General features: G+C 65.6%; 29 protein-coding genes and 1 tRNA gene. 13 read left to right on the top strand and 17 right to left on the bottom strand.

Features of this window, described 5'->3' with window-relative positions; translation table 11 throughout:
- The first annotated feature begins 11 nt into the window (after positions 1-11).
- Positions 12-470, top strand: a complete 459-nt coding sequence (locus tag CB0101_RS00975) for an SgcJ/EcaC family oxidoreductase (RefSeq protein WP_010309705.1) — start codon at positions 12-14, stop codon at positions 468-470.
- On the opposite strand, the gene CB0101_RS00970 is transcribed toward CB0101_RS00975, so the two are convergent.
- Together CB0101_RS00970 and CB0101_RS00965 are read right to left on the bottom strand one after the other, a co-directional pair.
- Complete coding sequence (locus CB0101_RS00970; protein ID WP_246833798.1) at positions 467-877, bottom strand: helix-turn-helix domain-containing protein; 411 nt, start codon at positions 875-877, stop codon at positions 467-469. The genes CB0101_RS00975 and CB0101_RS00970 overlap by 4 nt on opposite strands.
- A 136-nt stretch (positions 878-1,013) precedes the next feature.
- On the bottom strand, positions 1,014-1,550 hold the full coding sequence (locus tag CB0101_RS00965) for a DUF2808 domain-containing protein (protein ID WP_010309709.1): 537 nt from the start codon (positions 1,548-1,550) through the stop codon (positions 1,014-1,016).
- A gap of 78 nt (positions 1,551-1,628) precedes the next feature.
- Here CB0101_RS00965 and CB0101_RS15185 point away from each other — a divergent pair, with 78 nt between their 5' ends.
- On the top strand, positions 1,629-1,802 hold the full coding sequence (locus CB0101_RS15185; protein WP_010309711.1) for a hypothetical protein: 174 nt from the start codon (positions 1,629-1,631) through the stop codon (positions 1,800-1,802).
- A 3-nt stretch (positions 1,803-1,805) separates the two neighbouring features.
- Here the strand turns inward: CB0101_RS15185 and CB0101_RS00960 are convergent, their stop codons facing one another.
- Positions 1,806-3,071, bottom strand: coding sequence for a glutathione S-transferase family protein (locus tag CB0101_RS00960; protein ID WP_010309713.1), 1,266 nt, complete (start codon positions 3,069-3,071; stop codon positions 1,806-1,808).
- 122 nt (positions 3,072-3,193) lie between these two features.
- Between CB0101_RS00960 and CB0101_RS00955 the strand changes: the two genes are divergently transcribed.
- The 3 genes from CB0101_RS00955 to CB0101_RS00945 all read left to right on the top strand — a co-directional run bounded on the left by CB0101_RS00955 (position 3,194) and on the right by CB0101_RS00945 (position 6,223).
- Positions 3,194-4,042, top strand: a complete 849-nt coding sequence (locus CB0101_RS00955; protein ID WP_210409960.1) for a shikimate dehydrogenase — start codon at positions 3,194-3,196, stop codon at positions 4,040-4,042.
- A gap of 94 nt (positions 4,043-4,136) precedes the next feature.
- On the top strand, positions 4,137-5,498 hold the full coding sequence (gene gorA, locus CB0101_RS00950) for a glutathione-disulfide reductase (RefSeq protein ID WP_029553024.1): 1,362 nt from the start codon (positions 4,137-4,139) through the stop codon (positions 5,496-5,498).
- Positions 5,498-6,223 (top strand): SDR family NAD(P)-dependent oxidoreductase, encoded by a 726-nt coding sequence (locus CB0101_RS00945; RefSeq protein WP_010309719.1) that lies wholly within the window; start codon positions 5,498-5,500, stop codon positions 6,221-6,223. Before gorA ends, CB0101_RS00945 begins: the two co-directional genes overlap by 1 nt.
- A 10-nt stretch (positions 6,224-6,233) precedes the next feature.
- On the opposite strand, the gene CB0101_RS00940 is transcribed toward CB0101_RS00945, so the two are convergent.
- From CB0101_RS00940 to carB, 5 genes are all read right to left on the bottom strand, one after another.
- Positions 6,234-6,716: an HXXEE domain-containing protein gene (locus CB0101_RS00940; RefSeq protein ID WP_010309722.1), complete on the bottom strand. Its 483-nt coding sequence runs from the start codon at positions 6,714-6,716 to the stop codon at positions 6,234-6,236.
- 28 nt (positions 6,717-6,744) lie between these two features.
- Positions 6,745-7,752, bottom strand: coding sequence for a TerB family tellurite resistance protein (locus tag CB0101_RS00935; RefSeq protein WP_136643919.1), 1,008 nt, complete (start codon positions 7,750-7,752; stop codon positions 6,745-6,747).
- 88 nt (positions 7,753-7,840) lie between these two features.
- Positions 7,841-9,187 (bottom strand): sodium:alanine symporter family protein, encoded by a 1,347-nt coding sequence (locus tag CB0101_RS00930; RefSeq protein WP_043717763.1) that lies wholly within the window; start codon positions 9,185-9,187, stop codon positions 7,841-7,843.
- A 49-nt stretch (positions 9,188-9,236) separates the two neighbouring features.
- On the bottom strand, positions 9,237-9,914 hold the full coding sequence (locus CB0101_RS00925; protein WP_010309730.1) for a DUF3386 domain-containing protein: 678 nt from the start codon (positions 9,912-9,914) through the stop codon (positions 9,237-9,239).
- A 52-nt stretch (positions 9,915-9,966) separates the two neighbouring features.
- Positions 9,967-13,260 carry a carbamoyl-phosphate synthase large subunit gene (gene carB, locus CB0101_RS00920; RefSeq protein WP_010309732.1) on the bottom strand — a complete coding sequence of 1,098 codons (3,294 nt, stop codon included), beginning with the start codon at positions 13,258-13,260 and terminating at the stop codon, positions 9,967-9,969.
- An 82-nt stretch (positions 13,261-13,342) separates the two neighbouring features.
- Here carB and CB0101_RS00915 point away from each other — a divergent pair, with 82 nt between their 5' ends.
- The 4 genes from CB0101_RS00915 to CB0101_RS00900 are packed head-to-tail and all read left to right on the top strand — an operon-like array spanning position 13,343 to position 15,929.
- Positions 13,343-13,978, top strand: coding sequence for a DUF3318 domain-containing protein (locus CB0101_RS00915; RefSeq protein WP_010309735.1), 636 nt, complete (start codon positions 13,343-13,345; stop codon positions 13,976-13,978).
- A complete protein-coding gene (rsfS, locus tag CB0101_RS00910) occupies positions 13,971-14,405 on the top strand; it encodes a ribosome silencing factor (RefSeq protein ID WP_010309737.1) in 435 nt (144 codons plus the stop codon). Before CB0101_RS00915 ends, rsfS begins: the two co-directional genes overlap by 8 nt.
- Positions 14,406-14,417: 12 nt before the next feature.
- Positions 14,418-14,927 (top strand): CGLD27 family protein, encoded by a 510-nt coding sequence (locus CB0101_RS00905; RefSeq protein ID WP_010309739.1) that lies wholly within the window; start codon positions 14,418-14,420, stop codon positions 14,925-14,927.
- Positions 14,928-14,948: 21 nt separating this feature from the next.
- Positions 14,949-15,929, top strand: coding sequence for an asparaginase (locus CB0101_RS00900; protein ID WP_029553029.1), 981 nt, complete (start codon positions 14,949-14,951; stop codon positions 15,927-15,929).
- A gap of 119 nt (positions 15,930-16,048) precedes the next feature.
- On the opposite strand, the gene CB0101_RS00895 is transcribed toward CB0101_RS00900, so the two are convergent.
- Positions 16,049-16,744: a transaldolase family protein gene (locus tag CB0101_RS00895; RefSeq protein WP_043717766.1), complete on the bottom strand. Its 696-nt coding sequence runs from the start codon at positions 16,742-16,744 to the stop codon at positions 16,049-16,051.
- 86 nt (positions 16,745-16,830) lie between these two features.
- Here CB0101_RS00895 and CB0101_RS00890 point away from each other — a divergent pair.
- From CB0101_RS00890 to CB0101_RS00880, 3 genes are all read left to right on the top strand, one after another.
- Positions 16,831-16,907 (top strand) — tRNA-Met (locus CB0101_RS00890).
- Positions 16,908-17,030: 123 nt separating this feature from the next.
- Complete coding sequence (locus CB0101_RS00885) at positions 17,031-17,258, top strand: hypothetical protein (RefSeq protein ID WP_010309754.1); 228 nt, start codon at positions 17,031-17,033, stop codon at positions 17,256-17,258.
- Positions 17,258-18,892, top strand: coding sequence for a GMC oxidoreductase (locus tag CB0101_RS00880; protein WP_010309757.1), 1,635 nt, complete (start codon positions 17,258-17,260; stop codon positions 18,890-18,892). Before CB0101_RS00885 ends, CB0101_RS00880 begins: the two co-directional genes overlap by 1 nt.
- A gap of 168 nt (positions 18,893-19,060) precedes the next feature.
- Here CB0101_RS00880 and CB0101_RS00875 read toward each other — a convergent pair whose 3' ends face one another.
- Positions 19,061-19,384 (bottom strand): DUF2811 domain-containing protein, encoded by a 324-nt coding sequence (locus tag CB0101_RS00875; protein WP_010309759.1) that lies wholly within the window; start codon positions 19,382-19,384, stop codon positions 19,061-19,063.
- 339 nt (positions 19,385-19,723) lie between these two features.
- Positions 19,724-20,869 carry a sirohydrochlorin chelatase gene (locus tag CB0101_RS00870; protein ID WP_010309761.1) on the bottom strand — a complete coding sequence of 382 codons (1,146 nt, stop codon included), beginning with the start codon at positions 20,867-20,869 and terminating at the stop codon, positions 19,724-19,726.
- 103 nt (positions 20,870-20,972) lie between these two features.
- Between CB0101_RS00870 and CB0101_RS00865 the strand changes: the two genes are divergently transcribed.
- On the top strand, positions 20,973-21,638 hold the full coding sequence (locus CB0101_RS00865) for a hypothetical protein (RefSeq protein WP_010309763.1): 666 nt from the start codon (positions 20,973-20,975) through the stop codon (positions 21,636-21,638).
- Between the two features lie 3 nt (positions 21,639-21,641).
- Here CB0101_RS00865 and CB0101_RS00860 read toward each other — a convergent pair whose 3' ends face one another.
- From CB0101_RS00860 to CB0101_RS00835, 6 genes are all read right to left on the bottom strand, one after another.
- On the bottom strand, positions 21,642-23,177 hold the full coding sequence (locus tag CB0101_RS00860; protein WP_010309766.1) for a SulP family inorganic anion transporter: 1,536 nt from the start codon (positions 23,175-23,177) through the stop codon (positions 21,642-21,644).
- A gap of 119 nt (positions 23,178-23,296) precedes the next feature.
- A complete protein-coding gene (locus CB0101_RS00855) occupies positions 23,297-23,518 on the bottom strand; it encodes a hypothetical protein (RefSeq protein WP_010309770.1) in 222 nt (73 codons plus the stop codon).
- A gap of 24 nt (positions 23,519-23,542) precedes the next feature.
- Positions 23,543-24,253, bottom strand: a complete 711-nt coding sequence (locus CB0101_RS00850) for a cupin domain-containing protein (protein ID WP_010309772.1) — start codon at positions 24,251-24,253, stop codon at positions 23,543-23,545.
- Positions 24,250-24,546 (bottom strand): hypothetical protein, encoded by a 297-nt coding sequence (locus CB0101_RS00845; RefSeq protein ID WP_010309774.1) that lies wholly within the window; start codon positions 24,544-24,546, stop codon positions 24,250-24,252. Before CB0101_RS00845 ends, CB0101_RS00850 begins: the two co-directional genes overlap by 4 nt.
- A gap of 183 nt (positions 24,547-24,729) precedes the next feature.
- Positions 24,730-24,912 (bottom strand): hypothetical protein, encoded by a 183-nt coding sequence (locus tag CB0101_RS00840; protein ID WP_010309777.1) that lies wholly within the window; start codon positions 24,910-24,912, stop codon positions 24,730-24,732.
- 16 nt (positions 24,913-24,928) lie between these two features.
- On the bottom strand, positions 24,929-25,123 hold the full coding sequence (locus CB0101_RS00835) for a hypothetical protein (RefSeq protein ID WP_010309780.1): 195 nt from the start codon (positions 25,121-25,123) through the stop codon (positions 24,929-24,931).
- Positions 25,124-25,219: the final 96 nt, after the last annotated feature.

The raw sequence follows: 25,219 nt of genomic DNA, 5'->3' as shown, positions 1-25,219 counted from the left end.
CCTTAAGCCGATTGGCCCGGGCCTGGATCAGCGCCTGCCTGGCCGTGCTGCTCTGGCTCGGCTGGGCCACACCTGCCCGCGCCGCCCAGGCCTGCACCCCGATCAACGAAAAGGAGGTGGCCCAACTCTTTGACCAATGGAACAGCGCCCTGGCGAGCGGTGATGCAGATCAGGTGGTGGCGCTCTACAGCAGCGACGCCCTGTTGCTGCCCACCCTCTCGAGCGAGCCACGCACCAGCCCCGCCGGCATCCGCGATTACTTCAACGGGTTTCTGGCCGGAGAGCCCCAAGGGCACATCGACAGCCGCAGCATCCAACTGGGATGCAACGAAGCGATGAGCGCGGGCACCTACAGCTTTCGCTTCGCCGATGGCCATCAGGTGAAGGCCCGCTACACCTTTGTGTATGTGTTCAGCGATGGGCGCTGGCAGATCCAGCACCACCATTCCTCCCTGATGCCCAGCGCTTAGGCGCTCTGCGGGAGCGCGCTAGCGGCAGCGGCGGTGGAGCTTTTGTAGCGGCAGCCATCTTGATGCTCACGCACGGTGCAGCCATACATCTCGAGGAAGAGATCGCGATCGGCCAGGGAGCCCGTGAGGCCGCAGTTGAGGTAGTGCTGGCGCAGGGGCGTCCAGGGGCGCGCGAGCAATTGGGCGTGCAGTTTCTGCAGGCGGAAGCGGCGCAGGGCCTTCAAGGGCGCTTCACCGCAGTGGGCATGGCAGAGGTTCTGGAGCGTGCGCACACTCACATGGCAGTGGCTAGCCAGATCCGCCATCTTCAGCGGGCTGGCGTAATGCTCAGACACGTAGGCAGCCAGCTCCGCCATAACTCCCGCATCGGGCGTGGAAGCGGCGATGAGCAAGGAACGAGGCGACACGCATCGTCAGCCAAGACAGGTCGTGGAATGCAACTTATCCGCTCGAGATCACCCAGCAGATCGGCCACAACACACCGTGAAGCCTTATGCAGATTCTGTATTGCTAATCCAGTTACAATTACTACCAGATGTGCATTTAGAACCTGACGCCGTCATAGATCTGCATCGTGGCAAACCCCAGCGAAGCCGCCACCGGATTGGGGCCAGCCGGTAGCGCCTGAACCCCAAACATGTAGGTGTCCGCCTGGAAGGGGTTATTCCAGGGCTTGAGCGCCACCGTGATCGTCTGACCTGGCTGCGGCGGCTGCGGGAATTGCACCGTGATGCGGCGCTCCTGAGGATTAAACGCTGCCTGCACAGGAATGGCGGCACCCTCGCGGCGCGGCAGGCCCACAAAGGCCCGGGTGCGCTCCGGTGCGAACTGGAAACTGCGGTCCACCCCGCGGGTCTGCTGAATCACCAAACCACCCAGGCCGGCGCCGGACTGCTCCGGCAGGGTCACGGTGAAGTAGTAGGTGGCAGCGGTCTGCCCCACATAGGCGTAGTAGTTGGTGAAGGTCACCTTCCAGGGCGGGCGGGTGAACCAGGTCTGACCATCGAGCTCAAGGGCCTGAACCGGCGCAGCCACCACCTGCAGCGCCACCACCGCAGGCACGATCCAGGGGGTGACCATCCACTCAGCAGCGCGTTGCCCGCAAGGTAGCGGCGGCTCGAGCCGTTGATAGTGTCAGAACGATTGTTTGTCAGATCGATGAACCGAGCTGAACTCGACGCCATCGACCTGATGCTGCGCGACCTCAACACGCGCCACGATGAAATCCGCCACCGCGCCGCCTTCCGGGGCTGCACCCGCGAACTGCTCACCCTGCAGGAAGAGCTGGTGCGCTACCTGATGGGCAAGCGCGAAGGGCTCAACGGGCGCTGAGCCTCAAGCGGCCTGCACAAACGGCTTGGGGTTCTGATCGCGGCGGTGCTGCCGCGGCAGTTCCGGCCCCTGTTGGTTGCCAGCCAAAGCAGCGGTGCTCTCCAGGGCGGTGCGCATCAGCCGGGCCGCGTGCAAGCTCATGTCGCGCGGCACACTGATGCGGTCGCGCCAGTAGCGCAGACCTGCCGCCGTGCCCGCTGGAGGAGCCACAGCTGCATCGGCTGGTTGTCGCAGCAGGTTGGTGAGGGCACAGCGCAGGGCCTGCTCCAGGGCCTGGCCGGCAGCAGCCCCGCGGCGCAGACCCTCGGGATTCACCTCCAACAACCGGTGGCGGTGGCGCAGCATCCGGCCTAAGGCTTCATGGGCCGCATCGGCTGGTGCGGGCTGCCTTGTTTCCACCACCGCTGGATCCGCCGCCGTCCAGGGGCCCTGATCAATCAGCCGCGCCACGCGCTGCTGCTCGGCCCCACCGCTGGCCAGGCAACACCCCATCTGGGGCGGCAGGTCGTGGGCGTGGGTGTGGATGTCGCTCTGGGTGCCGAGGTAGGTGGAGCGCTGCTCGAGCGCCGCAAACCAACGATCAATCGCTGGGTGTTGGCTCCGCAGGCCATAGCCCTTGTAGTAAGCGAGCGAGGCATTCATTCGCTCGAGGTAGGGCACAAAGATCACATCAGCCGTGCCGAACTGAGGGCGAAAAAAGGGCCCAGCCGTGGCCTGCAGGGCTTCTTCCACCAGGCCGGCCATGCGGATGAAATGCTGCTCCGCCGGGGCCGTGTGGGGGCCTTCGCCCTCGCAGTAGCAAAGCCATTGGCACCAGGCGCGAAACAGCCGCCGCTCCAGCTGCCGCAGCGCAAACACATCCGGGTTCTGCAGCCCCTCCTCGCCCAATGGCCCGAAGCTCTCCTCCAGGGCCTGAAGGATCAGATCGCTCTCGGTGATCAGATGGCCATCGAGCTCCAGGGCCGGCAGCATCCCCGAGGGCACCAGCTGCTTAAACCAGCGCTCCTTCTCGCCGTAGCAGAACATCGTGACCTTGCGGATCCGATAGGGGATCCGCTTCTCTTCCAGCCACAGCCACACCTTCTGGCAATAGGGGCACCAGGCGTGGTGATCGCGATACAGGGTGACGCGCACCTCCGATTCCGGCCGGCCAAACAAACGCAGGCGCGCTTGGGCATTCGTGGGCCCCTCCACCCGCTGGCGCTGCAGCTCCGATTCACGGATCGGAGCCAACCGTTGCTCGAGTTGTTCCCAGCTGAGTGGTTCCATCGCCACAGCATGAAGCAGTTCGCAGCGGCGCCGTGAGCGGCCGGGCGACGGATCCCCCAACCGGAAAGCCTTGCCAGTTGCGGGCACGCGGATCAGCCTGAGAACAGCACAGCGGCGATGTCTTGATCCCACCCCAGAAACAGATGACCGGCATGCTCGGCCATCCGGTGGCTGAAAACCCGATCGATCGGATGTTCGATGCGGTGTACAGCCACTACGGCCTGCACTGGCAGTTCTGGAAGAACGACATCGCCTCCGAGCACGACCTTGCGCTCGCCATCGCCGCGCTGGCCCCGCTCGGCTACCGCGGCGTGGGGATCACGGTGCCCTACAAGGTGGCCGTGATCCCGATGCTCGATGCCGTCGACGACGATGTGCGCGCCATCGGGGCCGCCAACTACATCACGATCGAGCAGGGGCGCTTGATCGGCCACAACAACGATGGCAAGGGTGTGGTGAAGGCGATCGAGAAGGTCGCACCTCTCAAAGGAAAACGCGTGGTGATGCTCGGCGCTGGAGGAGCCGGCCGTGCCATGGCCGTGGAGATGGCCTGGGCCGGCGCTGCCCAGCTCACGCTCGTCACCCGCCGCGAAGCTCAGGGCCGCGAGGTGGCCGAGCTGGTGCAGCGGGCCAGCGGCGTGCCCTGCCATTGGCAGCTCTGGCAGGCGCCACTGCAGGTGCCCGCCGGCACGGATCTGTTAATGAACGCCACCCACCTGGGCTGCGCTCCCGAACTTGAACCAATCCCCGTGGACTGGGCCAGCGTGGATCCGGGCTGCATCGCCGTGGATGTGATCACCAACCCACGCATCACACCCTTCCTGGCAGCGGCGCGCCAGCACGGCTGCCCCGTGGTGGACGGCGTGGAGATGCTGGTGCAGCTGGCGATGCAGATCTTTGAGCGCTGGACCGGCGTGAGCCCCGAGGAAGCAGTGTTCCAAAAGGCCGTGGCCGAGGCCCTCGGCGAATGACACACAGAACACCCGAACCGAGCCATTCGGCTATGCGCTAAGCGTCATACAGCTAGGCTTGGAGGAACCCCTGGCCCCAGCGCCTCCCAGCGGCATGACTGAGCATTTCGACCTGGTGGTGATTGGCGCCGGCTCGGGTGGCCTGGCCGCCGCCAAGCGCGCCGCCAGCTACGGGGCTCGCGTGGCGATCGTGGAGGGTGATCGCGTAGGCGGCACCTGCGTGATCCGCGGCTGCGTGCCCAAGAAGCTGATGGTCTACGGCTCTGCCATGCGCCATCACCTGCACGATGCCGCCAGCTACGGATGGAGCATCGGCGAGACGTCGCACAACAGCGCCGAGCTGCTGCAGCGCGTGCGCGCCGAGGTGGATCGGCTCAACCAGCTGCATCTCGGATTTCTGGAGAAAGCCGGCGTGGAGCTGGTGCGCGGCTGGGGTCGCTTCGCCGATGCCCACAGCGTGAGCGTTGTTGATCAAGCCGGCAACGAACAGCAGCGCCTACGCGGCGAGCGCATCCTGATCGCTGTGGGTGGACGCCCCCATCGCCCCGAGATCCCCGGCGCCGAGCTGGGCTGGGTGAGCGACGACCTGTTCAACCTCGAACGCCTGCCAGAGCGCGTGGTGGTGGTGGGCGCCGGCTTCATCGCCTGCGAGTTCGCCTGCATCCTCAACGGCCTCGGCGTGAAGGTCACCCAGCTGGTGCGCGGCGATCACCTGCTGCGCGGCTTCGATCTCGAATCCAGCCGCGCTGTGCAAGAGGCGATGGAAGCCGATGGCATCGAGATCCGCTTCGCCCACAGCCCCGCTGCGATCGAAGGAACCCCCGGCGATCTCACCGTGATCACCCAAAGCGGTGAACGACTGGCCTGCGACGGCGCCCTGCTGGCCACCGGCCGGCGCCCCTTCCTGCAAGGGCTCAATCTCGAAGCCGCCGGCGTGGCGATCGAAGGCCACCGCATCCCAGTGAGCGCCGATCAGGTCACCAACGTGCCCCATATCTATGCGGTGGGCGACGTGACCGATCGCGTCAACCTCACGCCTGTTGCCGTGGATGAGGGCCGCGCCCTGGCCGACACGATCTGGGGCCGCAAACCACGCCAAGTGGATCACGAGCTGGTGGCCAGCGCCGTGTTCTCCCAGCCCGAGCTCTCAGGGGTAGGCCTCACCGAGGAAGCGGCGATCGAGCGCTTCGGCGTTGATGGTGTGAAGGTGCACCGGGCCCGCTTCCGGCCGATGAGCCAGGCGCTCCCCGCCCGTGATCCCAAGGTGTTGCTCAAGCTGGTGGTGGAGAGCGCGAGCGGCAAGGTGGTGGGCTGCCACATGGTGGGCGAACACGCCGCCGAGATCATCCAAATGGCGGCGATCGCCATCGGCATGGGCGCCACCAAGGCCGACTTCGACCGCACCATGGCGCTGCATCCCACGGTGGCCGAAGAGTTCGTCACCATGCCGAACTGATGCCCCGCACGGTTCTAATCAGTGGCGCCAGCCGCGGCATCGGCCGCGCCATCGCCGAACGGCTACTGGCGGATGGTCATCGGCTCAGCCTGGGCTTGCGCGATCCAGGCGTGCTGAGTGGATCGGCGTTGGATCCCGAGCGCATCGGTGTGGATGAGCACGGCCAACCGCGCCTGCTGCTGCACCCTTACAACGCCGAAGACCCTGCCGCGGCTGAAGCCTGGGTAGCGGCAACCGTGAGCCAATTCGGTGCGATCGACTCCGTGGTGCACAGCGCCGGTGTGTTTTCTCGCGTTCCCCTGCTGTTTGAACCCGGCCAGGAGCAGGAGATTCAGCAGCTTTGGGACGTGAATGTGATGGGGCCCTGGTGGCTCACCCGCGCCGCCTGGCCCCACCTGGCCGCCCATGGATCCGGGCGCGTGATCGTGTTGGTGTCGATGAGCGGCAAACGCTCCAAGGGTCGTCTAGCCGGCTACACCGCCAGCAAATTCGCCCTGATGGGCCTTTGCCAAACGATGCGCAACGAAGGCTGGGAGCAGGGCATCCGGGTGAGCGCCATCTGCCCCAGCTGGGTGAACACCGACATGGCCGCAGCCGTGAACGCCATGCCCAAAGAGGCGATGAGCCAACCGGGCGACATCGCCTCCCTCACCGCGCAGCTGCTGGAACTGCCCAACAGCTGCGTGCCCTTTGAGCTGGCGGTGAGCTGCAACCTGGAGGCGTGAGCTCTGCCACTCAGCTATAGCCAAGCACCGGCTTGAGCAAGAGGATCACAACCGGAAAGGCCATGAACAACACCGACAGCGGCATAGCGATGAACAAGGCCTTTCGGTGGTGCCGGTAGGCGGTGATCACACACCAGCCCGCCAGAGGAAAGAACAACAGAATTGCCGTGATCAGCCCTGGTGAATAGAGACCAGTGCGCAGCGCAGGGAGCACGTGAAAGCCCACGGCATTCACCAACATCAATCCTGGCAGCAGCAAGGCGGCCGCTGGCACCTGCCAACCCACACCGCCCGCCAACAAACCGAGCGGAATCACCCCGAATCCATTGGTGATGTAGAAGTCGCCCCAGGTCACGGGTAGGCCCAGCACCTGTTCAGCCCAGGGCTTCCAGCCCAGGTCGTATTCCTCGATCACATGGAGCCCGTAGGCAACCAGACAGAGCCAGAAGATGGCCTTGCCCAACGGCGAGGCTGGATTGAAGCGCTCGTTCATGGCAAACAATCAGCAGGTGAATGGAAGATCAGTGCTGCCTTGGCGGGATGCCATAGCGCTGGCGCAGCTCCTGCACAGGCACAGCGGCATCGGCGAACAGGTCCCAGTCGCCGATGAGGTTGCGATTCATCTGCAATCCACGCTCAACGCCCTCAAACAGCACCTCTGGATCGAGATCGTGTTGATGGTCACCGGTTTCAATCGGCACCACGGAACGGCCCAGCTGGAATTCAGCCAAGACGAGCAAAATCGAGAAGAAGGGATCGCTGTTGCGGCTCATACCTGCCTGCAAGCCAGCCACACCACCTTCTTCAGCTGGCGTGGTTCCGTAACCACCCAGCACATGCATGCAGTCATGGCGAGCGAGGGTTCCGGGGGGGCCACCAGGCTCGCCAGGCACAGAAAAACCGTTGGCGTTGATGAACTGGATGTACGCCTGACCCAGTGTTCCCTCCGGTAAGTCACCAAGGGCGCGGTAACGGGCCGCTTCACCCGGGTCGTTCTGCTTGAGCACATAGTGGGCCAAATCCATGGCGGCTTGAAGCCGGCCACGGCCCAGAAAATCGCGGACGGCGCCTGCGATAAAACCGCGGCGTGCCATATCCAGCCGCACCAGGCCCATGCGTTCATGCACGAGGTTGGCGTAGGTGTTCACCACCTCGTCACCCTCTCCCAAAACCCGGGCTGCACGGCGCAGGTAGGCGAGACGCTCCTCGCTGAGCTCACCATCCATCAGGGCGGCCACAGTCATCCCGCGCAAGATGCGGGCTCGCCAGATCGGATCGCTCAGCTGATCAGCGAGGTCTTCAGGACTGAGGGGGGTGAGTGTGTCGAGATCGATCTGGGGTTGGTGGGCCAGGTGATCGCGAATCGCTTCGATGGTGTGGCGTTCTGCAGGGTCAATCGTCGAGCCCCCGGCACAGAACTGAGCCACTCCCAGCAACGCCCCGAGTGCGATCCGGGCTGTGTCTTCATCGGCCCGGATCGATGGATCGGCGAGAGAAGCGCGGTGTCGATGCGGAACCGACTGAACCATCGCCTTTGTAGCGGTGTGCTGTCCTGTGGCTAGCAACGTGCTGCTGAAGGGTCAACAGCCATTCACACCGCACAAGCACGATGAAGGATCAGTCGCGGAAGCGGGCGGCGCTGAAGTCGTAGCGGCGGGTGAGTTGGAACACCGTACCGCTGAGCAGCAGCAGGCTGATCAGGTTGGGGATCGCCATCAATCCGTTGAGGATGTCGGCCACGGTCCACACCAGATCGAAGCTGGCCACCGCGCCGATCACCACCACCGCCACCCACACCAGACGGAAGGGTTTGATGCCTTTCACACCCACCAGGAATTCCAGGCAGCGCTCGCTGTAGTAGCCCCAGCCCAGGATCGTGGTGGCGGTGAAGAACACCGTGCCGAAGGTCACCAGCCAAGCGCCGCCCGGCAGACCCCAATCGAAGGCGGCCATGGTGAGTGCCACACCCGTGGGGGTATCCACGCCCTCCATCGGCAACCAGGCGCCACTGGTCACGATCACCAGCGCCGTCATCGTGCAGACAATGATCGTGTCGATGAAGGTGCCGAGCATGGCCACTGAGCCCTGCAGCACCGGATCGCCGGGCTTCGCCGCGGCCTGGGCGATCGGAGCCGTACCTAAACCAGCCTCATTGGAGAACACCCCCCGGGCGATGCCCTTCTGAATCATCACGCCCAGGGCGCCACCAGCCAGGGCTTGGGCGCTGAAGGCATCCTGAACAATCAGCGAAAGGGCCGCCGGGATCTCCGCCAGGTGCGACAACAGGATCGTGGCCGCACCACCAACGTAGATCACCGCCATGAACGGCACCACAGCGGAGGCGACGCGGCCGATGCGCTCGATGCCGCCGATGATCACGGCGAAGGTGATCGCCGCAAACACAATGCCCGTGGCGAGGGGCGGCACACCCAGAGAGATGTTGAGCGCTTTGGCGAGCTCATGGGCCTGCACGCCATTGCCGATGCCAAAACCCGCCAGCGTGCCGAACACGGCGAAGAGCACCGCCAGCCAATTCCAGGCCGGACCAAGGCCGTTGCGAATCACATACATCGGCCCGCCGACGTGTTCACCCAACTCGTCGACCTCGCGGTGGTGAACGGCGAGCAACGACTCGGCGTATTTGGTGGCCATGCCCACCAGGGCAATCAGCCACATCCAAAACACAGCCCCAGGGCCGCCCACACCAATGGCGCCGGCCACGCCAGCCACGTTGCCGGTGCCGATCGTGGCGGCCAACGCCGTCATCAACGACTGGAAGGCGCTGACGTCGCCTTCACCGCCGGAATGACGGATCGAGAGCAAGGTTTGCCGCACCGCAAAACCGATGCGGCGCAAGGGCATGAACCGCAGCCCCACCAACAGATACAAACCGGTGAGACCAATCAACCAAAGGGTGATCGGTCCCCACACGACGCCATTGATTTGATCCAGCAGGTCTTTCAACGGGCCTCCCGCAGCCAAACTTGCGGGATCGTGTCATATCTGCAGCAACTCAGCTGTTGGGGCTGAGTGCTTCGAAACGGAACACCTGCTTGCCGGCGGGCGTGTCGCCAAAGGCTTCGGTCTCCACCACGCGCTCACTCAACACCCAGGGGCCTTCGCCCGCGAGGGGCACAAAGGTGTCGGTGAAGGTGCTCTTGCCACCGCGGGCGGCGCCAGTGGCGGGATCGGCGTACTGGCTGCTGTAGCTGTGGCTGAGATAGCCACTGCCGGTGTCGGTGGTGCTTTCGGTGAAGATCGTCACCACGGTGCCGTGGATGTGGCGGTGCACCATCGTCACCACGTCATCTTTGATGCGATAGCGATCACCGGCATTTTTGCCGCCCACGATCACCTCGGTGCCCACCGCATCGGTGTCGCCAGCGGTGAAGGTGTTCTCGCCGTGGGTCTGCTCAAAGCTGCGGCGCACCCGGTGGATGCACACCTCCCAGAGCTGGGAGGCGATCGCCTTGTGGATTTCCTCGTTGTCGATGCCCTCCACCTGGGCCTTCAGATCAGCACCCACCTTGAAGGTGCCCTCCACGCGCTGGTCGCCCTGCTCCCAGACGCAACGGCCGCTGTAACCAGCAAAGCCAGGATCCCAGGTGTAGCGGTTTTCGTAAGCGGCGCGGAATGCGGCGGTGCAATCGGTGCCGGCAGTGAGCACAGCAGGGCTGGGGGCAACGGTCACGGCAGCAAGGCAGGTGACTTCAGGCTACGGGGTTGAGCCCGGTGGCTGCCCCTCAGCTGTGAATGTCCTGCAGAGCATTCACCTGCAGCTGCTGGACTTGGAGGGCGGCGATGCCTTCCACGGCGGCGCGGGCTCCGGCGAGGGTGGTCACCGTGGTGACGGCGTAATCGATGGCCGCGCGGCGCAGGTATCTGTCGTCGTGGGCGGCCTGGCGGCCAACGGGGGTGTTGATCACCAGCTGGATCTCACCGGAGCGGATCGCGTCTTCGATGTTGGGGCGGCCCTCATGCACCTTGAGCACTGGCTCCACGCTGAGACCGACTTCGGTGAGCCAGCGAGCCGTGCCTTCGGTGGCCACCAGACGGAAGCCCAGCTGCGCCAGGCGTTGAGCCACCGGCAGCAGGGCCGGCTTGTCGCGGTCGTGGGTGGAGAGGAACACAGTGCCGCTGGTGGGCAGGGCTTCGCTGGCGGCGAGTTCGGCCTTGGCGTAGGCGAGGCCGAAGCCTGTGGCGGTGCCCATCACCTCGCCAGTGCTGCGCATCTCAGGGCCAAGGATGGAATCGGCTCCGGGGAAGCGCTTGAACGGCAACACCGCTTCCTTCACCGCCTGCAGCGGCGGCACGGGCTCGGTGGTGAGGCCGATCTGCTCGAGCGTTTTGCCCGACATGATCTGGCTGGCCACCTTCGCCAGGGGCACGCCGGTGGCCTTGGCCACGAAGGGCACTGTGCGGGAGGCACGAGGGTTGGCCTCAATGATGTAGACGTCGCCGTCCTTAATCGCGAACTGCAGGTTGATCAGGCCGTTCACCTGCAGCGCCAGCGCCAGCGCTTCGCTCCACTGGCGAATCGTGGCCAGGGCCTGCTGCTCAAGGCTCACCGCCGGCAGGGCACAGGCGGAGTCACCGGAGTGCACGCCGGCGGGCTCGATGTGCTCCATCAGGCCGCCGATCACCACGCGGCCGGTGGCATCGCAGAGGGCATCCACATCCACCTCGGTGGCGTTTTCGAGGTATTGATCGATCAGCACCGGGTGATCGGGCTCCACGTTCACCGCCTCGCTCATGTAGCGGTTGAGTTCTTCCTCACCGAACACCACCTCCATGGCGCGGCCGCCGAGCACGTAGCTGGGGCGCACCACCACCGGATAGCCCACCCGCTCGGCGATCACACGCGCTTCGGCTTCGCTGCGGGCCAGGCCGTTGCGGGGCTGGCGAATGTCGAGCTTGCGCAGGATCGCCTCGAACTGCTCGCGATCTTCGGCTGTATCGATCGATTCAGGCGAGGTGCCCCAGATGCGGGTGCCGGTGGCCTGGCCAGCGGGAGATTCGAGCCAGCGCAGCAGCGGGATCGCCAGCTTGAGCGGTGTCTGGCCGCCGAACTGCACGATCACCCCCTCGGGCTTTTCGGCCTCGATCACGTTGAGCACGTCTTCAAAGGTGAGCGGCTCGAAGTAGAGGCGATCGGAGGTGTCGTAGTCGGTCGACACCGTTTCTGGGTTGGAGTTCACCATCACCGTGGCGAAGCCCTCGGCCTGCAACGCGAAGGAGGCGTGCACGCAGCAGTAGTCGAACTCGATGCCCTGGCCGATGCGGTTGGGACCGCCGCCCAGGATCATCACCTTGCGGCGGGTTTCGGGCTGCACCTCGCTTTCCGGGGCGATCAGCTCCAGGGAGCCGTCATCGCGCAGGCGCTCGATCGGCCGCTCGTAGGTGGCGTAGTGATACGGGGTGGTGGAGGCAAATTCGGCGGCGCAGGTGTCAACGGTTTTGAACACCGCGTTCACCCCCAGGCGCTGGCGCTGGTTGCGCACCGCGAGCTCCTGGGCTCCAGTGGCCCAGGCGATCTGACGGTCGGAGAAGCCCAACTGCTTGAGGGCGAGCAGCGCCTCCGCATCGAGATCCTCCAGGCGCGAGCCCTTAAGCCACCGCTGCTCCGCCTCGATGATGCGCCGCAGCTTCGCCAGGAACCAGGGATCGATCGCCGAGATGCGGTGGATGTCGGCATCGGAGTAGCCGTTCACCATCGCCGTGCGCACCGCAAAGATGCGATCAGGGGAGGGCGTGCGCAGGGTGCGATCGAGATCCGAGCGCTCGGGGCTGGGATCGGGCCGGTCGCAGCCCCAGCCGGCGTGGCCGGTTTCCAGAGAACGCAACGCCTTCTGGAACGACTCCTCAAAGTTGCGGCCGATCGCCATCGCTTCACCCACCGACTTCATCGCCGTGGTGAGCACCGCCGGGCTACCGCGGAATTTTTCAAACGCGAAGCGCGGCACCTTCGTGACCACGTAATCAATGGTGGGTTCGAAGCAGGCCGGCGTCTTGCCGGTGATGTCGTTGAGGATTTCGTCGAGGGTGTAGCCCACGGCCAGGCGGGCGGCGATCTTGGCAATCGGGAAGCCTGTGGCCTTCGACGCCAGCGCCGAGGAACGCGACACGCGCGGGTTCATCTCGATCACGATCACGTCGCCATTGGCGGGGTTGATCGCGAACTGGATGTTGCTGCCGCCGGTATCGACACCGATCTCGCGGATGATCGCGATCGCCTGGTCGCGCAGGCGCTGGTACTCGCGGTCGGTGAGGGTTTGAGCCGGGGCCACGGTGATCGAGTCACCGGTGTGCACGCCCATCGGATCGAGATTCTCGATCGAGCAGACGATCACCACGTTGTCGGCGGTGTCGCGCATCACCTCCAGCTCGAACTCCTTCCAACCGAGCAGCGACTGCTCGATCAGGATCTGGTTCACCGGGCTGGCATCGAGGCCGCTCAGGCAGATGGCGCGGAATTCTTCGGGGTTGTAGGCAATGCCGCCGCCGCTGCCGCCGAGGGTGAAGGCGGGGCGGATGATGCGGGGGTAGCTGCCGATCTGCTCGCCCACCGCCTCGGCTTCTTCGAGGGTGGTGGCGATGCCGGAGGGGCACACGGCCACGCCGATGCGCTCCATGGCCTGCTTGAACAGGTCGCGGTCTTCGGCCTTTTCGATCGCCTGCAAGTTGGCGCCGATCAGCTCCACGCCGTACTGCTCGAGCGTGCCGTCTTTGGCGAGGGTCACCGCGAGGTTGAGGGCGGTCTGGCCGCCCATGGTGGGCAGCAGCGCATCAGGGCGCTCCTGCTCAATCACCCGCCGCACCACATCTGGGGTGAGCGGCTCGATATACGTACGATCCGCCATGTCCGGATCGGTCATGATCGAGGCCGGGTTGCTGTTCACCAGTACCACCTCAAATCCCTCGGCCCGCAGCGCTTTACAGGCCTGGGTGCCGGAGTAATCGAATTCACAGGCTTGCCCGATCACGATCGGACCCGAACCCAGCAGCAGGATGCGACGCAGATCCGTGCGACGGGGCATGGGCGGATGTCCGGCAGGCAAACCTCCCTACCCTCTCACGCGGGCGCGGCTACTCTGATTTCAAGCAAGCGATGAAGCCGGCATGAGCGAACTCCAGCGCCTGAAGGGGCTGCTGCCTCCCGAGATGCAGAGCTGGGTGTTTGTGGAAGCCGCCGCTTCGGCTGATCCGCCGCTGATAACCATCGAGGAGATCGGCCGCGACGAAGTGGAGATTCAGCTGGATTTGCAGAAGTGGGATGCGCTGGCGATCGACCACCGCAACCTGCTCTTCTGGCATGAAGTGGGTCGCATCCAGAACGACGCCGTACCCCGCGACGGTTGGGAGATGGCCGCACTGGCGATCGGCCTCGGCGGTGCGATCGGTGAGCTGTGGGTGCAAGACGGCCTGCTGCTGCTGATGGCCCTGGGCCTCTCCGGCTTCGCCGGCTACCGCCTCTACCTCAAAAACAATTCCGAGAAGCGCCTGCAAGACGCGATTGCAGCCGACGAGCGCGCCATCGACCTGGCCTGCCGCTTTGGCTACAGCCTGCCCAACGCTTACAAGAGCCTGGGCGGCGCTCTCAAGGAGCTGGTGGAGCAGACCCGCAAGAAGAAAAAGCGCGGCTTCTACGAAGACCGCCTCGAGGCGCTGCGCAAGAGTGCAGGCAAGGCCCGGGCCGAGATGGCTCAGCAACAGGGGTCCCGTCAATCCGTGAGCAGCGAGAACGTGTATGGCTGAGGCCGTAAGCCCCCAGAAGCCCAGTCCTGACCCCAGCCGCCCGCGGCTCAACCTCGACGACAGCCATCAGCTCGCGCTTCTGGCCGCTGAAGCCTGCGACGACCGCAAGGCCGGCGACATCGTGCTGCTGCGGGTGGAGGAGATCTCCTCGATCGCTGACTGGTTTGTGATCGCCACCGGCTTCTCCGATGTGCAGGTGCGCGCCATCGCCCGCTCGGTGGAAGACAAGATCGAGGATGAGAGCGGCGGCCGCCTGCCCCTACGCAAAGAGGGCCAGAAAGAGGGCCGCTGGATCCTGCTGGATTACGGCGAGGTGATCGTGCACGCCCTCACCCCCGATGAACGCAGCTACTACGACCTCGAATCCTTCTGGGGCCACGGCGAGAAAGAGGTCTACCTAGGGTCAGAGCAAGATTCTCCGGCCTGAGGCCGGGCCCCAATGGCCGGCAGCAGCGACCTGAGCTCAATGGTGTGCCCGGTGCCGCGGGAGCAGCGGCCCCTGGAGCAATACAAGGAGCTGCAGGCCAGCTGGTTTTTCGTATGGCCCCACAACGGGGATCGAGGCCTGGCCACACCGCTGCTGCGGGCCTGGCTGATTGTGTTGCCGCTCACGATGCTCGTGGCCAGTGGCAGCGTGCCGTTGCGCCACAACCTGCCGCGGCTGGTGGTGGCTGGTGCCGTGGCAGGCCTGATGGTGCCGCTCCTCCTACTGGTGCGGCAATGGCTGGGCTGGACCAACCTGCAGCGCCGCCTGATCGCCACCTCGGTGGAATACGAGGAATCGGGCTGGTACGACGGCCAGGTGTGGGAGAAGCCGGTGGAATGGCGTCAGCAAGACCTGCTGGTGGCCAACCACGAGGTGAAGCCTGTGCTCTGGCGGCTTCAGCAAGCGATGGCCATCATTGCGGCCTTGATGCTGGTGGGGGCGAGCCTCTGTCAGGCTCTGTGAGCGATCGGGCCTGAGCCCTGCATGAGCTTCTCGAGCAGCTTCGGAACAAGCGGACGCCCAAGCGTGCCGCCCCTTGAAGTGCGGCTCACCCGCAACGGCATCCATGAGTCGCTGCACCGGGTGCATGCGGTGGTGTGTGACCAGCGCGGCCGCGTGTTGATGCGCGCCGGCGACCCTCAGCAGCTCAGCTTCATCCGCTCAGCCCTCAAACCCTTCCAGGCCCAGGTGTTCGTGAGCAGCGGCGCTGCTGACCTGGGCAACCACGATGAGCGAGCCCTGGCCATCGCCTGCGCCTCCCATGCGGGCGAAGCCGAGCAGGCTCGCGAAGCCTTCAAGATCCTGTGGAAATCGGATCTGGAGAGCGAGCAGCTCCAGTGCCCCACTCCAAAGGGGCGCCAGAGCCCCCTGGAGCACAACTGCTCGGGCAAACACGCCGCGTTCCTGGCCACCTGCAAACGGATGCAATGGCCGCTGGAGAGCTATCTCCAGCTCGACCACCCGTTGCAGCAGCAGGTGCTCAAGCGCGTAGGCGAATTGCTGGGCATGCCCGCCGCGGAACTGCTGGCCGCCCGCGACGACTGCGGCGCGCCCACCCTGCAGCTGCAGCTTTCGCAGATGGCGCTGCTGTTTGCCCACCTGGGCGCCAGCGAGCAACCGGAGCTGGAGCGCCTCAGCCGGGCGATGCTCGCCCACCCCGATCTGGTGGCCGGTGCAGGCCGTTTCGACACGGTGGTGATGCGCAGCGGCCACGGCCAGGTGCTGAGCAAGGGCGGTGCTGAAGGCATCCAGTGCCTGAGCCGGGTGGGCGAAGGCCTCGGGCTGGCAATCAAGGTGGAAGACGGCGCCAGCCGCGCCAAACACGCCGTGGCCCTGCACCTGATGCAGCAGCTGGAGTGGCTCACACCGATGACGCTGGAGGAGCTCGGCCAGCAGTTCCTCCACCCCAACGAAGGCGTGAAGCTCGAAGTGAGCGGCGAACTGCGCTTCGACAACGGCCGCTGAAACCGATCGAGCCCCATCTGCGGGGGTCCGTCGACTGTCTGCGACGCACTGTTGCAACGCACTGTCGGCAGGTGCGCCCACATCGGCCGGAATGTGGTCCCACCTATGGATGCCGTGCTTCAGGTGTCTTCGGCGTCGCGCTCGAACTGGGCGGCCGCCGCGAGGGTGGGCTCCACGGCGAACAGGGCTGTGGCGATGTCAGGACTGATGGTGAAGGTGTCTAGCCCTTCAGCAGCGAGGAGGGCCAGGTCGTTGGGAGAGCGCAGGCTGGCCACGAGCAGCCGCAGCGGCGGCGAGGCATCCGGCCTATCTCCCGGCCCATCTGGATCCACCCGGCGGACGCTCTCCACGATCCGCTGCATGCGGGTCAGGTTGGCGTGGCCATCGCGGCCCAGGTCGGAGATGCGGCCGAGGTAGGGGGCGATGTAGTCAGCGCCCAGGGCAACGGCCAGGAGCACCTGGGCGGGTTCGTAGCAGGCGGTAAAGGTGACAGGGCACCCCTCCGCAATCAAGGCGCGCGCGGCGGCGGCACCAGCGCGGGTGATCGGCAGCTTCACCCAGATGCGGCCGGGGGCCAACTGGGCGAGGGCGCGACCACACCCAAGCAGATCAGCTCCCCATGCCTGCAGGTGCAGCTCCTCCGCCCCCAGCTCAAGGGCGCGGGCCGTGAGCTCAGCGAGATGCTCGAGGTTGCAGGGCTGAGCGGCGCGGCGCAGCAGCGTGGGGTTGGTGGTGACGCCCCGGAACAACCCCGTGGGCAACCACTCGGCCCAGGCGCTGGGATCGGCACTGTCGAGGAGCAGACGCAAAGCCATCGGCCGCAGGCAGCGAACACCCATGCTGCCGTTCACAACGAACGCAAGGGGCCAAGACACCCTGCGGTGTATGCTTTTGGGGTCGCCGCGGGGTAGAGCAGTCTGGTAGCTCGTCGGGCTCATAACCCGAAGGTCGGTGGTTCAAATCCGCCCCCCGCCACCAAACCAAAAGCCCCGGCCATCGCAAGATCGGTCGGGGCTTTTTGATGTTCAGTGCTGAGGCAAACCGGTGTTTCCAAACACCGATTCACCGGCATCTGAGCGAATCGCCTTTGAATGGCGAGCCATGTTCGCCGTTCACACCCGCAAGCCCATGGACAGCGCTTCCCCCGCCAGCACACCGGCCACCACCAGCCCGGTGATGACGGCCGCCAACAAAGCAGCCGCCACCCATCCGCTGATCCTGGCGGCGGCGTTGGTGTGGCTGAGCGTGGATCTGATCGGTGATGGTTTGCTGGCGCTGCGCAACCTGATTGCGAGCGTCACCAGCGAGCGCACCTCCACCCCCTCCTGATGGCCGACGCGATCGTGGTGGGCAGTGGCGCCAGCGGTGGCGTCGCTGCCCTGGCCCTGGCGGAAGCCGGCCTGAAGGTGCTCGTGCTCGAGGCCGGCCCCGAGCTCAGCGCCCCGCGCGCCTTCGGCAGCGAGCCGGCCAACACCCTCAAGCGGCTAGCGGCTGTGAGCAGCGGTCGCCAAAGCCTGGCCGCCCAGCACCCGGGTTACTGGAAGGCCAACCCCGATCTCTACGTCAACGAGTGGGACAACCCCTACAGCACCCCTGAAGGGCAACCGTTCCTCTGGACCCGCGGCCGCCAGGTGGGCGGCAAGAGCCTCACCTGGGGCGGCATCACCCTGCGCCTCTCGGATGCTGAATTTCAGGCCGGCGAGCGCGATGGCCATGGCCCGAGCTGGCCGATCCGCCACGCCGATCTGGCCCCTTACTACGAACGCCTCGAGGCACTGCTGCAGATCCATGGCCAGAGCGATGGCCTCCCCCAGCTGCCCGACCCGACCGGTGCACCGAAGCCCGCCCTGCCGATCACACCAGCTGAGCAACACCTGCAGCACTGCATCCAGCGCGATCTCGATCTGCCCCTGATTCCCTCCCGGGGCTTTGCGCTACGCCGCCCGGCCGATGGCCCCTGGCCTCGCTCCTGCTCCCAAGGCGGAGCCCTGAAGGCGGCACTGGCCACCGGCCGGGTGCAACTGCAGAGCGAAGCGGTGGTGAGCCACGTGCACGTGGATCCGCGCAGCGGTCTGGCTACAGGGGTGGAGTGGATCCACGGAGGCACACGGCAGCGCCACTGCAGCGAGGCGCCGCTGGTGGTGCTCTGCGCCTCCACGATCGAGAGCCTGCGCCTGCTGCTCCATTCCAGGCAGGTGGGCGGCCTGGATGACGTGAGCGGCCTGCTGGGGCAGGGGCTGATGGATCACGTGTCGGCCAGTTGCTTCTTTGCACTGCAGGAGCAGCCCGCACCGGGTGCCACGGAGCTCTCGGGGGCTGGCAGCTGCTTCATCCCCAACACCGTGAACATCGGCACTCCAGGGAGCGAGGCCACGGATTTCCGGCGCGGTTATGGCCTCTGGTGCGGCATCCAGCGCTTCGATCCACCGCAGCTGCTCAAGCGCCAGCGCAATGCCGCGGTGGGCTTCCTGATCGGCCACGGCGAGGTGCTCAGCCGCCAGGAGAACCGCGTCAGCCTCCACAGCGAGCGCACCGATGCCTGGGGCCTCCCCATCGCCCATATCGACTGCCGCTGGAGCGCCAACGAAGAGCGCATGGTGGATCACATGCAGGCGCGCATGCAGGCGGTGGTGAGCAGCGCCGGCGGCCGGATTGCACCGCTGGCGGATTTGTTTGTGATGCCGCTGATCGAGCCGCTGGTGCAGGGCAGCCTGGCGATGGCAACGGGAGCGGCACCACCCGGCTACTACATCCATGAGCTAGGCGGCGCCCCAATGGCCGCAAGCGAAGAGCACGGTGTGTTGAATCCCTGGAACCAGCTCTGGCGCACCCCCAACCTGCTGGTGTGCGACGGCAGCGCCTGGCCCAGCGCCGGCTGGCAAAGCCCCACGCTCACCACCATGGCCCTGAGCTGGCGCGCTTGCGCTCACGCGGCTGAAGCCCTGAAGCGCGGTGAGCTTTAGCTGACGCACCCCATCATTTGGTTGCAACCACCACATCCGTCTGCGCCGGTGCCCCGCATGCTGTGCAGGCGACCTTTCAACGGGTCGGGCAAGGGAGAAACACCAGGCGGGAGCTCGGCACTCCCGCTTTTTTGTGTGCATTTTTTGGCAGCCTTGTTCAGGCGCCAATCACTCACCGGGCTTCATGAACAGGCCGTTGAGATAGTGCTGCGCCACGCAGCGATCGCCGCAGCCGTTCTGAAACAGAAAACCGGCCAGGGCGGAGGTGATCACGCGGTATTGGTCCCACTCAGGGCGGCTGCTGAGGAAGGCGCGCATGCCGTCAAACAGGGCCTCCGGCACCTCGGCCTCGAGGCTGATCCGGGCAGCGCCAGTGGCATCGCCCTGATCAAGGCAGCGGCTGAGGTGGTCGCGAGCGCCCGCTGCCTGCATCGACTCCAATTGCACCTGCTGCTCCGGCTCCAAGCAATCTCCATTCGGCGGTGCAGCCATCAATCCACACCGAAGCGGGCGGCGTCAAAGGGGCAAATACAGCTCAAAACCACCCCGAGACGCAGCGAGACAGCCCACCGCATCAGCACCCTGCTCCGCCACCAAGGCGTACCGCTACCGCGCTTTAGCCATGGGCACAAGGCTGTCAAGAACGATTCAAACCAAATGGCGCAATCCCCAGGAAGCCCTTCGCGCCGACCATGCGCCCCATTCACCTGTGGGAAACCAGGACTCGACCTGTGGAAAGCGCGGCGATCCTGGGGAAACGCAAAAACGATCAGCAGGGCTTATAGGCACGGGTCTCGTGCGACCAGCCCGCAACCGAGACGGTTGAGCCGCTCAAACCCCCGGGTTCTCTTCCGGTTTCTGCCGCGGTTTGTAAAGCGTGCGCGGCCCCAGCGGGTGGTCGGCGTGGGGATAGGGCGCATGGGTGTGGCCGTGGTCATGGCTGTGGTCATGTGAGTGACCATGGCTGTGGTGCCCGAGCGGGATCGGGATGCCATCGGGCTGACAAGCCCCGGTGCACTCGTGCTCGCACAAGGTGCAAGCCTCCACCAGGCCTTCCACGTGGTGGTGATGGCTCTGCTGGGGGGCGCCCACCTCGGTTTCAAAGCCGAGAACCTGGGCGCGGTACTTACAGAGGGAGCAGTTCATCTGCGTCTCACCGCGCACCACCTCCTGCACGCGCTCCAGGAAGGTGTTGAGCACCAGCGGGTGATCGCCCAGGTAGCTCGCGTCCACAAATTCCAGCTCCGGGTGGTCGGCCGCCACCAGCTGGGTGTGCTGGCGGATGCGACTCACCAACACCCCCGAAAAGAGGAAGTAGGGGAACACCACGATGCGGCGGAAGCCGAGTTTCACGGCATGGCGCAGGCCCGGCTCCACCAAGGGGAAGGTGACGCCCGAATACACGGTTTCGCCCCAGCCAAAGCCAAAGCCCTCCACCAGCATCCGCGCCACCTTGGCGACATTGGAGTTGGCATCAGGATCGGATGAGCCTCGGCCCACCACCACCAGCAGCGTGTCGCTGAGGGGCACCGGCTCATCCCCACGGGAGGCAGCGGCGCTGTCTGACGCATCCAAAGCCTTGCGGATGCGAGCTCCGGCCGCCTGGATCATGCTCAGATCGACGCCGAGCTCGCGGCCGTAATCAATGCGCAGGCCGGTTTCCGCCGCATAGGTATTGAGCACGGAGGGGATGTCGTTCTTGGCATGGCCGGCGGCGAACAGCATCCCGGGCACCGCCAACACCCGCTTCACCCCCTGGGCCCGCAGGCTCTCGAGCCCATCGCGCAGGATCGGCCGCGCGAACTCCAGATACCCGTATTCCACTGGCACACCCGGCAGCAGCTTCCGCAGGCCTTCAGCGAGCTGGGCAAATTCACCCACGGCCTGGCGATTGCGGCTGCCGTGGCCGCAGATCAACACCCCGATCGGGCCGCCTTCAACGGCGTTGAAATCAAGCTGCGGCGAGGGGTTGCCCATGGGAACACATTCCTGAACCGACCCTATCGGCACAACACCACCCAACCCTGATCAGCCCAGGAAGACCCAACACCTAGGGTGCCTCCAAACAACCGATCCACCCGTGCAGAAAGGAGAAAGCAACCGCGCCGGTGAACTGAAGGAGCTGGGCTGGAGCGCCGAAGACGTGCGCCGCTACGAAGAGCTGTGGGAATACCGCCAGCGTTGGGGTGCGATCAACCTCGAGCGGGAAGACCGCCAGTTCCTGCGCAAGGCCGAAGCCGCCCTGCCCAAGATCGTGGCCAAGGGCTCTGAGAAGAAGCGCACGCAGGACAAGTCCCACTACCGCTGGCTGGCCTTCTATCTCGAGGCGATGCAGGCCGTCCCGCTCAACGAGGGTGAAGTGGCTGCCTGGCCGATCGTGCTGCAGGAAGAACTGCGCACCATCGATTACTACGAGCCGGTGCTCGGCCTGCCCGACACGCTCAAGGCCAAAGAGCTACTGCCAGTGCGCGAGCAGCTGGTGGCGCAAGCGGCGGCATCGGCCGCCCGCAGCATCAGCTTCGATTTTGTGGCGCCGATTGAGGAGCTCAAGCAACGCGAGAAAACCAGCTGGAAGCCCCTGCGGGGCGAGGGCAACACCGACACCACTTACCCGGTGCTCAGCGCCGAGGCCGCCGAAGCCTTCCGCCAGCAGGCCCGCGCCACGATCACAACCACCATCCGCGAGCTGTTCCCCTCGCTGAAGGACACCGAGAAGCCGGAGCCTCCGGCGGACTGGATGCCCTGAGCCTCAGTGTCCGGCCGCGAGCGCTCCGCCGCGGCCACCGGCTTCCTCCGCCACGCCGATCCGGGCGAACAGATCGGTGCTCTCCCGGTTGAGGTGCAGCACCTCCACGGCACTGCCGCCGAGCTTGAGGCGGCGGATCACCTGATCGAGGGCCGTCACACCGCTCTGGTCCCAGATGTGGGCGTCGGCCATGTCGATGGTGACGCGGGCCGGGTGCTCATGCAGCTCAAAGCCCTGGCGGAAGTAGATGCTGCTCACAAAGAACAGCTGGCCGCGCACGGTGTAAACGCGGTGATCGGGAGCCACCAGCGAGCTCTCCACCGCGATCACCTTGGCCACCTTGCGGCTGAACAGCAGGCCGGCCAGAGCCACGCCAGCGAGCAGGCCCACTGCCAGGTTGTGGGTGAGCACCGTCACCACCACGGTGAGCAGCATCACGGCCGTGTCGCTCTTGGGGATGCGGCGGATGCCGCTGATCGAGCCCCAGTTGGCGGTGTTGATCGCGATCATGATCATCACGCCCACCAGCGTGGCCATCGGGATCTGATTCACCCACTGGCTGGCCAGCAGGATCATCGCCAGCAGCGCCACACCCGAGGCGAGGGTGGAGAGGCGGGTGCGGCCGCCGTAGCCCACGTTCATCACCGACTGACCCACCAGGGCGCAGCCGGCCATGCCGCCGAACAGCGAACTCACGATGTTGCCGATGCCCTGGCCGCGGGCTTCGGCGTTTTTGTGGCTGGAGCTATCGGTGATGTCGTCGAGGATGTCTTGGGTGAGGAAGGTTTCCATCAGGCCCACCAGCGAGATCGCCAGGGCCGTGGGCAGGATCAGGCCGAGGGTGTCCAGGTTGAACGGCACCTGCGGTAGGGCCAGCTGCGGCAGGCCCTCGGGCAGGGTGCCGAGGCTGGCCACGGTGGGCACCTCCAGCCCCAACTGAATCGAGAGGCCGGTGCTGATCAGGATCGCCACCAAGGCCGAGGGCACCGCAGTGGTGAGGCGGGGCAAGAGATAAATGATCGCCAGGGTGAGCGCCATCAGCCCCCACACCGCCGGCAACTGACCAGCTGTCACCACCACCTTCTCGGGATGAAACACGTCCAGCCCCAGCTGCGGCAACTGCGCCAGGAAGATCAGGATCGCCAGCGCATTCACAAAACCCGCCATCACCGGCTGGGGCACGAAGCGCATCTGGTGCGCCAAGCGCAGATAGCCCCAGGCGATCTGGAGCACGCCGGTGAGCAGTCCGGCGGCCAGGAGGTATTGCAGGCCCATGCCCTCGCCGAGGCCATTGCCCTGTTGCACCAGCCCGGTCATCAGCAGGGCGGTGGAACCGGTCGCCGAGGTGATCATCGCGGTGCGACCACCCACCACCGCCAGCGTCACCGACAGCAGAAAGGCGCCAAACAGACCCACCCGAGGATCCACGCCGGCGATGCCCGAGAAGGCGATCGCCTCCGGGATCATCGCGAAGGCCACCACCAGGCCGGAAAGGATGTCGCGGTGGGGCCGGCCCCACCATTGCTTCCACGTGAACATCAACGTCGCCCGGCTGGCCGGACCCTATCAACGCAGCAACCGCAGCCAAGCCCACCAGATCAGCACCACAGGCACCAACGCCAGCGCCAACACCTGCAGGCTCTCGAGCTGCTCTGGGTTCACGGCACCGGGCAGGGCTGGGAGTTGATCAGCAGCAATCCCAACAAACCGCATTGCAGGCGGGTGAGGTCATCGAGGGCCACCTCCACATCGGAGGCGAATCCAGGATCGCGGGCGGATTCCGTCGCCGCCGGAGCCGGCTCGAGCGGCGGCGGTAGGGATTCGGCCATCGCCACAGGAGCAGCAAGCAGCACCAGACAACTCAGCAAGACAGCTTTCATGGCATCAAGGCCTCTGCACCTGCCTTAGCCAAAGGGGCCCACAGTGGCCGGCAAATGACCGGTTTTCACCCAGATCGTGCAGCCGGATTCGCTCCAGGGGCGATGCACGCTGCCGGGGGGATTGCGCAACCACGAGCCGGCGGGGTAAGTGCCGTGCTCGTCTTCAAACACGCCCTCGATCACGAAGATCTCCTCGCCGCCGGGGTGGCTATGGGCCTGGAACTGGGTGCCGGGCGCCCAGCGCACCAGCGCCACCTGTTCACTGCCGAAGCCGTGCAAGGGCATCACCTCCAACCCATCCACCAGACCCGGATGCCAGGCCGCCGCTCGCGTGTTGATCACCACGCGCTCGTGATCCTGGGAATGCATTTGCTGCAGTTTCACCAACAGCGTGCAGCCGCCGGCGCTGAAGGGGGCATGGGCGGATCCGGGTGGATTGCGGAGATAGGTGCCGGCGGGGTAAGTGCCTTGCTCATCCGCCAAGATGCCTTCCAGCACGAGGAGTTCCTCGCCGCCGCCATGGCTGTGCTGGGCGAAGCGGCTGCCCGGGGCGTAGCGCACCACAGAGGTCGCCCGTGCCACCTCGCCGCCCAAGCGCTCCAACAGCCGCCTCTCCACCCCAGCGGCCGGTGAGGCCATCCAAGGGAGAGCCGTGCTGTTCACCGCCACCGCCTGGCGCCAATCGCCATGGAGCTCGATCGCTTGCTGCTGCACCAACGCGTCTGCCCCGTTCATCCGTTGTTGCGCACCCGTTTCACCGCCAACCCCGCCTCGGTGGCCGTCACCCCAGCCAACGCCAACAAACCGATCAAGCCCACCAACTGGTTCTGCGCTTCGGCGGTGGCATCAGCGTTCTGGCCGAGCACTGCACCGGCTACAAACCAAGCGGTGGCGAGGGCTGAAGTGATCCAGTAGGCCTTCCAGCGGCGCTGATAGAGGTAGCCGGCGCCAAGGCCCGGCACCACATTCAGCAGCACCGCCACCCAACCGGCCGAAGCGGCGAGGATCTGCTCACGAGTGGGTGTCATGGCGGGGTCGGCTGCAGAAGCAAGCACTCTGGCGAGCCGAACCTTGCTCTGGCGAGACGCCACCCACAAAAGAACCCCAGGCCATGGGCGCCTGGGGCCTTTGGAGCCCGTGGGTCCTTGGCCTACCCACGGCTCCATGGTCATGACTCAGGTGAGGGCCAATGCGCAAGGGCGGCTGGCGGTTCAGCGACGCTGGGAGTTCTGCTTCCAGATCCGCTCCAGGCTCCGCTTGAACTCCTGCTCGTTCATGGGCCTAGCCAGACGGCGTCCGCGCATGGTGCTGCTGATCCACCAGATCTGCAGTGCAGCAAAGGCCAGAGCGAACAACCCCAGCTGCAGTTCACCCCCGTTGAGCGGCCAGATCATGACGTTGGTTCGCTCCTCAACGACGCAACGCCCATTGAATCGCCGCCACAGCAATCGTGAGCCCCACCACGCTGTTCCAGAGCAACGCATCACGGGCCGTGAGGCGCTGCACAAAGCGCGGGAGCTGGCGATGACGCCCCGCCAAAACAGCCGTGCTGATCACCAGGTAGGCGATGGGGAGCCCGAGGGCGATCAGCAGTTCCTTGGTCATCGGCACGCCTCCTCCCAACAAGCTAGGGATGCCATAGCGACTGCAGCCATGGCGTTGCGCCAAGCCTTGCGATGCCGGCCTGTGAACCGCAGCTGG

The organism is Synechococcus sp. CB0101 (assembly GCF_000179235.2).
Classification (GTDB): Bacteria; Cyanobacteriota; Cyanobacteriia; order PCC-6307; family Cyanobiaceae; genus Vulcanococcus.
Note: the sequence above shows the minus strand (reverse complement) of the source record. Positions and strands in the feature narration are given on the sequence as shown.